The 8,961-nt window shown below is 76.5% G+C and carries 7 protein-coding genes and 1 pseudogene; 3 read left to right on the top strand and 5 right to left on the bottom strand.

Annotated features, from left to right (window positions below; translation table 11 throughout):
- Positions 1 to 250, top strand: a pseudogene (locus ACFP3U_RS20965) (hypothetical protein); the annotation flags it as partial.
- A gap of 24 nt (positions 251 to 274) precedes the next feature.
- Here the strand turns inward: ACFP3U_RS20965 and ACFP3U_RS20960 are convergent.
- Positions 275 to 1,078, bottom strand: coding sequence for a hypothetical protein (locus ACFP3U_RS20960; RefSeq protein WP_380227129.1), 804 nt, complete (start codon positions 1,076 to 1,078; stop codon positions 275 to 277).
- A 7-nt stretch (positions 1,079 to 1,085) separates the two neighbouring features.
- On the bottom strand, positions 1,086 to 1,481 hold the full coding sequence (locus ACFP3U_RS20955; RefSeq protein WP_380227128.1) for a hypothetical protein: 396 nt from the start codon (positions 1,479 to 1,481) through the stop codon (positions 1,086 to 1,088).
- A 132-nt stretch (positions 1,482 to 1,613) separates the two neighbouring features.
- Between ACFP3U_RS20955 and ACFP3U_RS20950 the strand changes: the two genes are divergently transcribed.
- Positions 1,614 to 6,035 (top strand): CHAT domain-containing protein, encoded by a 4,422-nt coding sequence (locus tag ACFP3U_RS20950; protein WP_380227127.1) that lies wholly within the window; start codon positions 1,614 to 1,616, stop codon positions 6,033 to 6,035.
- A 29-nt stretch (positions 6,036 to 6,064) separates the two neighbouring features.
- Here the strand turns inward: ACFP3U_RS20950 and ACFP3U_RS20945 are convergent, their stop codons facing one another.
- On the bottom strand, positions 6,065 to 6,919 hold the full coding sequence (locus ACFP3U_RS20945; RefSeq protein WP_380227126.1) for an S-methyl-5'-thioadenosine phosphorylase: 855 nt from the start codon (positions 6,917 to 6,919) through the stop codon (positions 6,065 to 6,067).
- A 132-nt stretch (positions 6,920 to 7,051) separates the two neighbouring features.
- On the opposite strand from ACFP3U_RS20945, the gene ACFP3U_RS20940 reads away from it, so the two are divergent.
- On the top strand, positions 7,052 to 7,960 hold the full coding sequence (locus ACFP3U_RS20940; protein WP_380227125.1) for a DUF4231 domain-containing protein: 909 nt from the start codon (positions 7,052 to 7,054) through the stop codon (positions 7,958 to 7,960).
- Between the two features lie 12 nt (positions 7,961 to 7,972).
- Here ACFP3U_RS20940 and ACFP3U_RS20935 read toward each other — a convergent pair whose 3' ends face one another.
- Both ACFP3U_RS20935 and ACFP3U_RS20930 read right to left on the bottom strand, forming a co-directional pair.
- Positions 7,973 to 8,575, bottom strand: a complete 603-nt coding sequence (locus ACFP3U_RS20935) for a TetR/AcrR family transcriptional regulator (protein ID WP_380227124.1) — start codon at positions 8,573 to 8,575, stop codon at positions 7,973 to 7,975.
- A complete protein-coding gene (locus tag ACFP3U_RS20930; protein ID WP_380227123.1) occupies positions 8,572 to 8,934 on the bottom strand; it encodes a DUF1304 domain-containing protein in 363 nt (120 codons plus the stop codon). Before ACFP3U_RS20930 ends, ACFP3U_RS20935 begins: the two co-directional genes overlap by 4 nt.
- Between the last annotated feature and the right edge of the window lie 27 nt (positions 8,935 to 8,961).

Below are 8,961 nucleotides of genomic sequence, written 5' to 3'. Positions count from 1 at the left end.
CTCGAAGACCGGCGTCACTCAATGCAGCCGATCAGTCACATTCGCCAACAGCGTCACCGGCGCCCCGGGGCCCGGCGGCTACAGCCACCACATCGTCGTGGCCAAGGGGCCCGACGGGAGCGGTGGTTCGTTCGACGTCTCGTTCTGGCGCCGGGACGCCACGACGGAGGACGACACGGCCCTGCGCCGGATCGCGGAGACGGTGCTGCCGACCCTCCAGGGCTGGGTGGCGACGACCCCGGGATCCTGAGCTGCTGGACAGCTGAGCGGGCCCTCAGGGGGCAGCGGCGGGTGGGAAGGTGGCGACGGCTTCGGTGGTGCGGCAGAGGGTTTCGACGGAGGCGCGCAGGGAGCGCCAGGAGGCCAGGCCGAGGAGGGCGCCGGCGAGGGCCGAGGGCCACCACCAGGCGCCGACCAGGGTGAAGGCCGCGCTCCAGACCAGGGCCTCGCAGGCCGCGTCGTAGCCGTCGCGGGCGGCGGTCAGCGCCTCGCGGGCGGCGTCGGGGGCGGTCAGGAGCACGCCGGTCCAGGACTCGGCGACGTCCGCCCCCGTCGTCTCGCGCAGGTGCCGCTCGGTGGCGCGCAGGCGGTCGCCGGACCAGGTCGGTCCGGTGGGCGCGACGGCGGTGGAGCGGGCGCGGAGCGCGTCCAGGCGGGCGGCGCGGGTCTCCCGGCCTGCGGCGCGGGCCCGGACGGCCCGGCGGGCCAGTTCGTCGGGCGGTGCCCAGCGGCGCCGCCGGCGGTCGGTCAGGCGCCGGCCGAGCGGGGTCAGCCACCAGGGCCAGGCGCCGGCGGCCAGCGTACCGACCGCGCCCGCGGCGAACGGCACGGCCAGCGCGAGGGCGCAGGCCGCCGCGGCGAGCAGGACGAGCACCGCGGCGCCGTCGGAGGTGACGCCCTCGCCGAGCCGCAGGGCGCCCGCGATCCGGGTCCGGGCGAGGCCGAGGTCGGACCAGTGCGCCCAGCCGAGTTGGCCGCCGCCGAGCACGGCGACCACCACGAGCAGCGCGGCCGGGAGCAGCCGGCGCAGGAACCAGCCGTCGGGGATGCGTTTCTGGAGTTCGAGGAGCAGGCCCACGGTCGGCTCAGTCCACCTGGCGCAGCGGGCCGCCGGTCAGCGCGCAGACCTGGTCGGATCCGTCGGCGGGCGCCGGGTCGTCCGGCAGGTCGACGCGGGCGCAGCGCCCGGTGGGGCAGACCCGCCCGACCGCGCGGGGCGGCGGCCCGGCCGGCCAGCCGCCGAAGACGCCCAGGGTGACGCGCAGGCCGATGCCGCCGGGGATCCCGGCCTCCTCGGCCGCCTCGTGCAGCGCCCGGACGGCGGCGCGCCAGCCGTCGGTGGACGGTTCGGTGTCGCGTACGGCGGCGAAGGGCGCGTCCCAACGGGCCGGGCCGACGAGTTCGCGCAGTGCCTCGGCGTTGCGGCACAGGTACTCGACGGCGTCCTCGAACACCTGCTGGTGCTTGGCGTCGTTGCCCACCGGCCCGCCCCTCCCCCGGATTCGTGATCGTCCGGATTCCGTGATCCCCGGTTCCATGGTCCCCGGTTCCGTGATCCCTTGGATTCTGTGAAAAACCTGAAGGCAGACGATACGTCAGGTTACGTTGACCGGGTGAGCGAGCTTCACGAACGGGTCGTGGCACGGGTGACGGCGGCCGGAAACGCGCGGAGCGCGGAGCCGCTGCGGGCCGCGGAGGCGGTGGAGGAGGCGTTCGCGCTCCTGCGCGCGGCCACCCCGGAACCGGAGGGGCCCGTCGACCTGGACGCGGTGCACGCGGTGTTCTGGACGTTCTGGCTGCGGCACACCGGGCCCGAGGACCCCGAGGCCGCCATGAACACCAGCGTCATCGGCATGACCTTCGGATTCCTGTACCCGCGAGCGCCCGAGCACGTGGTGTTCCCGGACCCGCTCGTCGCCGCCTTCGACCCCGCCGACCCGCTGCTCGACGCCCGCTTCGCGTTCCTGGCCGCCGACGCCCACGGCGCGCCGGTCCAGGCGCCGGAGACCGGGGAGGCGGAGCGGCTCGCCGCGCTGGAGCGCGCGCTCGGCTGGTCCGGCCTCGCCCGGCGGCTGCTGCCGCCGGAGCACGCGGGGGACGTCGACGTCCACGCGCAGGCCCTGGGGCTGGAGATGATCCGGTTCGGGCTGACCGGCGATCCGGACGCGCTGGCCGCCGCGGCCCGGCACGGGGCGGCGGTGGCGGAGGCCGTGGCCGCGCTGCCGCCGGACGCGCTCGACGAGGCCGGGGCGGAGACGGCCGCGTTCGCGCTCGGCACCGTGCTCGACGCGACCCGGCTGCTCGGCGAACCGCCGCTCGACGAGGCCGCGCGGCTGATCGCCGCCGCCCCGGCGGGGCTCCTCCCGCCCGAGGCGTCGACGGCCCTGGCCCAGGTGCGCGAGCTGCGGGAGCGGGCCACCGCCTGGCCCGGGCAGTTCGACCTCATGATGGGGACGACCATCGCCGAGGCCGGGGCGGCGGAGCACGACGCGGGCCGGATCGCCTGCGCCGTACGGCGGTTGCGGGCCGCCGTCGACGCCACGCCGGCCGGGCATCCGGCGTACGGCTTCGCCGCCGGGGCCCTCGCGGAGGCCCTGGAGTCGCTCGCCCGGGAGAGCGGGGACGAGGACGCGGCGCGGGAGGCCGCGGCCGTGCGCGAGGCGGCGGGCCTGGGAGCAGCGGACGGAGGAAGCGAGGCCGGGGAGCCGACGGAGCAGGCGCTCGGTGCGACGGTCGAGGCCCTCCGGCGGGCGAACGACCGGAGCGGGGCGCCGCCGCGGATCGAGCTGGAAGTCCTCGCCGTCACCACCTCGCTCGGCGAGACGGTCGACGGCCCGGCCGCCGACGAGCGGATCGAACGGTTCCGCGCCGCCCTCGCCGCCGCGCCCGCGGACGATCCGCTCCGCTGGACCCACCACGCCCTCCTCGCCGCCCTCGTCGGCACCCGGGCCGACGAGCTCCGAGCGGCCCGGGAACCCGAGCGGGCCGCCGCGCTGGACGCCGAGGCCGAGGCGCTGACCGAGGCGGCGACGGCCGCCGCACCGCCCGGACTCCCCGTGACCGGCCTGCTCACCGCGCGCCGCTACGACGCCGCGCTGCCGCTCGCCGCACTCGCCGCCGCGGCCGGCGAACCGGACGGCAGCATCGCGGACCCGGAAGTCGCCCGGCTCGCCGCCCTGTTCTCGCGGATGACCGAAGTCCGGCTCGACAACCCGGACTCCCTGGACCACGACATCGAGGTCATCCGGGAGATGATGGGCGAACTCACCGAGGACGAGACCGCTGAGCGGGGCAACCTGTCGGCGGCCCTCGGCTCCGCCCTGGCCGCCCGCGCCGCGGCCTCGCGCGACCTGTCCACCTCGGACGAGATCGTGGAACTGCTGCGCTACGCCCGGACGAACGCGCCCGACCGCCACCCGGGGACCGACCAGGCCCTCGCCCGGACGCTGACGCTGATCTCCACGCTGCGGCTCGACCCGGTGGCCGCCCGCGAGGCGGCGGCGGTCCTCGCCGAGGCGGCCGCCCGGGAGGCGGCGGCGGACGAAGCCGGCGGATCCGAAGGGACGGAGGACTACCCCTCGGCGCTCTTCCTGGCGGCGATGGCGGCCCACACCGAGCTGCACGGCGCCCTGCAGAACTACGTACTCGGCCACGACCAGGCCGAACTCGACCGGGCCCGACGGGTCGCGCTCCGGCTGAAGGAGCTGGCCGCCGGGGCGGGCGAGGACCGGCAGGTCCGGGAGCTGGGGCTCGACGTCATGGGCGAGGAGTACCTGAACCTGCTCGACTCGATGGGCCCCGGCGGCGGGCCGAACCCGCACACCACCGAGGAACTCGTCGAGCGCTGCCGGGCGACCTTCGCCGCGTGCCCGCCCGGCCACCCCCGGCGGCTGTCCGCCGCCGCCACGCTCGTCCGCACCATCGCGCAACGCGTCCTGGTGATCCACCGGGACGACCGGGTGCAGGCGCTGCGCCTCGTCCGCGAGGCCGCGCACCTCGTCGACGAGGTGACGCCGGAGGCTCCGGAGGACATGGTCGAGCTCATGCGGTTCGAGGTCGCCATGGTGGCCGCCACCGTCCTGGGCCTCCCGATACCCCGGGGGCCGGGCGCGCCCTCGACGGCGGACGCGAGCCCGGGGTCGAACGCCGAGGAGGTGCCGGGACCGCCCATCGGGGCCACGGCCCGGCGGGTGCTGGACGAGTTGCTCGGTGCCGGCGCCGGGGGCGCCCGCGCCGCGCTCGGCGGGTTCACCGCCCCGCCCTGGATCCGGGCGCACCAGGAGATCGGGAACGCCGCGGGCGCCCTGCGGGGCGCCGAGCCGCGGATCGACGACGCGCTCACCCACCTCGACGCGGCCGTCGAACTGCTGCCGCAGATCACCGACCGGGGCAGCGACCAGCGGTCCGCCGAGCACGGGCTCAGCTCCTTCGACGGGGACCTGCGGTCGGTCGTCGAACTGATCCTGCTGGCGCTCGCCGGGCTCGCGACCCTCCGGCAGCTGACGGAGGCCGGGTTCGGCCCCGGCAGCGCCGACCGCGCTGACTCCGACCGTGTTGCCGCCGCGCTCGCCGACGGACTCCTCGCCCAGCTGGAGGCCGCTCGCACCACCCTCGCCGGACCCGAGGTCGACCGGGCCGTCGAACTCCTGGAGCGCGGACGGGGCCTGCTGCTGTCCCGGCGGATCGAGGCGCGGGTCGACCTGACCGGGCTGCGCGCCGCCCACCCGGAGCAGGCCGACGAGTTCGAACGGCTCACCGCGCTGCTCGCCGCCGAGACCGGCGCCGCCCCCGGCACGCTCCCCGAACGGGCGCGGCTCGACGCGCTGCAGGCCTCCCGGGCGCTGGACGAGGTCATCGGGCGGGTGCGCGGGCTGCCGGGCTTCGAGGACTTCCTCCGTCCGCTCACCGCCGAGCGCCTGCGCGCCCTGGGCGCCGAGGGGCCGGTGGTGCTGCTCCAGCAGGGCCGGCGCCACTGCCACGCGGTCGTGGTCACCGAGGGGTCGGTCACGGCGCTGCTGCTCGGCGCCGAGACGGAGGAACTCACCACCCGGGCCGACCGGTTGCGGCAGGCGGTCGACGCGATCAACGGCCGGGGCGGTGCCCGGCCCGGCCCCGTGGCGCTGGTCCGGGCGGCGGCCATCGTCCGGGAGTGCCTGTCCTGGACGTGGCACGAGATCGTCCGGCCCGTGCTGGACCACCTGGGCATCGCGGGGCCGGTGCCGGAGGACGGGACGGCCTGGCCGCGGATCTGGTGGGTGCCGACGGGGGCGTTCAACTCCCTGCCGCTGCACGCCGCCCAGTGCACCGGGCCGCAGGACTGCGGCACGGACGGGTGCGGGGCCGCGCTGGACGCCGTGGTCTCCTCCTACGTGCCCGGCTTCCAGACGCTGGCGTACGCGCGCGGCCGGGCCGCCCGGTGGCACGCGGACGCCGGCCCGGCCACTGTCGGCGCGTACGACCGCGCCCTGCTGGTCGCCGTGCCCGAGGAGGAGTTGCCCGGAGTCGCGGCGGCGGCCCGCCACGCCGCCGAACTGCTCGGGGCGCCCGCACCGCTGATCGGCGCGGCGGCGACGCGGGCGGCCGTGCTCGGCGCGCTGGGCGAGGCCCGGTGGGCGCACTTCGGCTGCCACGCCGCCACCGACCCGGCGGAACCGTCCGGCGCCCGGCTCCACCTGCCCAGCGGGGAGCGGCTGTCCGTGCTGGAGATCTGCCGGGCCCGGCCCGACGCGGCCCGGCTGGCCTTCCTCACCGCCTGCGGCACGGCGCGCAGCTCGGAGCGGCTCAGCGACGAGGCGATCCACATCACCAGCGCGTTCCTGCTGGCCGGGTTCCCCGGGGCGGTGGGCACGCTGTGGGAGATCGACGGCGAGTACGCGGAGCGGGTGACCCGCGACTTCTACCGGCACGTCACCGCCGAGGACGGCGGCGGCCCGGCGGCGAGTGCGCTCGCCCTGCACCGCACCGTGCGGGAGCTGCGCCACCGGCTACCGGACCGGCCGCATCTGTGGGCGGCGTACGTGCACGCCGGGGCGTGAGCCGGGGCGTGCGTGTACGCCCCCTCTGCTCACTCCCCCGGCACGCCGGGCAGGCCGGGGGCGAAGCCGTCCAGGGCCTGCCGGCACGGGCACGCCCGGACCGTCGGGAGGGCCGCCAGCGCCTCGAACAGCACGGTGCGCAGCCGGTCGACGTTGCGGCCGAACACCTCCAGCACCTCGGCGTGGGTGACGCCCGCGCCGCTCTCCACCCCGGCGTCCAGATCGGTGACCAGGTTCAACGAGGTGTAGCAGAGGGCGAGTTCGCGGGCGAGCACGGCCTCCGGGTGACCGGTCATGCCGACCGTCGACCAGCCGTTGGCGGTGAACCAGCGGGACTCCGCGCGGGTCGAGAAGCGCGGGCCCTCGATCACCACCAGCGTCCCGCCGTCGACCGGCTCCCACCCGGCCCCGCGCGCCGCGCCCAGCACGGCGGCGCGCCCGGCCGGGCAGTACGGGTCCGCCATCGGCGCGTGCACCACGCCCGGCACGGAGCCGTCGGGCAGCGGCTCGCCGTCGTAGAAGGTCTGCGCCCGGGCGGCGGTGCGGTCGACGAACTGGTCCGGGACGAGCAGGGTGCCCGGCCCGTACTCCGGCCGCAAGCCGCCCACCGCGCAGGGCCCGAGCACCTGCCGGACGCCGAGCGCGTGCAGCGCCCAGAGGTTCGCCCGGTAGTTGATCCGGTGCGGCGGTATCGCGTGCGCCCGCCCGTGCCGGGGCAGGAACGCCACCCGCCGGCCGGCCACCTCGCCGAGGAACACCGAGTCGCTCGGCGCCCCGTACGGCGTGTCGACGGGCACCTCGACGACGTCGTCGAGCAGCGCGTACAGCCCCGACCCGCCGATCACCCCGATCTCCGCCCGCGCCCCGGCCCGATCCTCCGTCATGTCGCCCGCCTCCCACCGAAGATCCTCAGGAACGACCAGCCTACGACCCGGGGATTCCCCGGCTTCCCCTGCCGGGAGCGGTCGGCGCCGCTAATGTGGCGGATCATCCGCCCACCCCGCCTGAGGAGCACCGTGACCACTCCTCCGCACGAAGCGTTCACCTGGCACCAGTTGCCGCCCTTCTTCCAGGACGCCGACGCCGAGTCGATCCGCTCCAAGCGGCGCTACTTCGGGCAGCTCCGCCTGAACCTGCTCTTCCTCTTCCTCGCGGCGGCCATCGGGGTCGCCACCCTCAGCACCAGCGACGACGGCCTCGACTGGGCGGGCTTCGGCGCCGCGCTCGCCTTCATATCCTCGATCCTGCTCCGCCTCTACATCGTCGAGCAGCGCGACGAGCGGCGCTGGTACGAGTGCCGCGCCGCCGCCGAGTCGTGCAAGACGCTGGCCTGGCGGTACGCGGTGTGCGGGGACCCGTTCCCCGAGTCCATGCCGGCCGACGAGGCGCGGCGGCTGTTCATCGCCCGCCTGCGGGAGATCAGCCTCGGCCTGGACGTCGTCGACGTGTCGTTCGGACTCGACATCAACGAGGCGATGGAGCGCTGCCGGGCGGCCGACCGCGGCACGCGGATCGAGACCTACCGGGACAACCGCCTCGCCGAGCAGGTCGCCTGGTACGCGCGGATGGCCAAGCTCCGGGACCGGCAGTCCCGCGTCTGGCGGCGGCTGGCGCTGCTCGGGGAGCTGGTCGGGATCGTGGCGGGCGTGCTGAAGGCGTACCGGGTGCTCTCCATCGACCTGCTCGGGGTGGTGAGCGCCGGGGTCGCGGGGATCACCGCGTGGGCCCAGGCCCAGCGGCTCGAAACGGAGGCCTCCGCCTACAGCCTGACCGCGCGGGAGATCCGGCACATCCTCTCCCTCACGGACGCCGGAGCGGACGCGGAGGCGTGGGGGTCGTTCGTCGACCAGGCGGAGTCGGCGATATCGCGCGAGCACACGATGTGGGCGTCCGGGCGGAGCGGCAAGGTGGGGCTCACCGACTGAGGACCGGCGTGCTCAGAGGTCCGGGGTGCGGTGCAGGGAGATCAGCAGGCGCCAGACGCGGCTGGCGAGGACGTCCGGGGTGGCCGGGACCAGGCCGTGCAGCCAGTCGGCGAGCAGGGCGGTGAACCCCCCGGCCACCATGGAGGCGACCAGGTCGGGTTGCGGCGCGCCGGCCAGGGCGCGTTCGGTGCGGCTGCGTTCGCGCAGCTGCTGGTGGAGCACCTGGCCGAGCGGGCCGCCGCCGCCCGGGGTGAGCAGCGAGCGGTAGAGGCCGGCGTACGGGAGCAGCTCGGTCAGGAAGGCTATGAGGGCGGGCGGCGGGCTGGCCGGGTCGGCGACGCCCCGCCAGGCGTGCAGGGCGTCGACCGCCTCCCGCACCACGTCGGCGCAGGCGTCGACGGCGAGCGCTTCCAGGTCGGCGTAGTGGACGTAGAAGGTGGCCCGGCCGACGCCGGCGCGGCGGACCACCGAGGCGACGGCGATCTCGTTCAGCGGGTGCTCGGCGCACTCCTCCAGCAGGGCCTGCCGCAGCCGGGCCCTGGTCCGCGCGGCCCGCGGGTCCTCGGGGGCCCGGTCGGCGGGGGCCCGGTCGGCGGGGGTGCGGCCGGCGCTCACCGGGCGAGCAGGACGGCGCCGAGGGCGAGCGCACCCGGCGTGGCCTGGGCGAGCAGGATGCGGGGGTTGGCGGAGACGGCGCCGTACACGCCGGCGACGACCACGCAGCTCAGGAAGAAGACCTGCGCCTGGAAGCCGGTCGTCCCGTCGGCGATCAGGCCCCAGACCAGCCCGGCGGCGAGGAAGCCGTTGTACAGCCCCTGGTTGGCGGCCATCGGCGCCGTCGTGCGGGCGAGCGCGGCATCGAAGCCGGACAGCTTCCGGCCGGGCCCCTTCTGCCACAGGAACATCTCCAGGACCAGGATGTACAGGTGCAGGGCGGCCACCAGGGCCACCAGGACGTTCGCGACCGTACCCACGGCAGCCTCCTTCATTCATGGACAGGT

The organism is Kitasatospora misakiensis, from assembly GCF_042656005.1.
Taxonomy (GTDB): domain Bacteria; phylum Actinomycetota; class Actinomycetes; order Streptomycetales; family Streptomycetaceae; genus Kitasatospora; species Kitasatospora misakiensis.
Note: the sequence above shows the minus strand (reverse complement) of the source record. Positions and strands in the feature narration are given on the sequence as shown.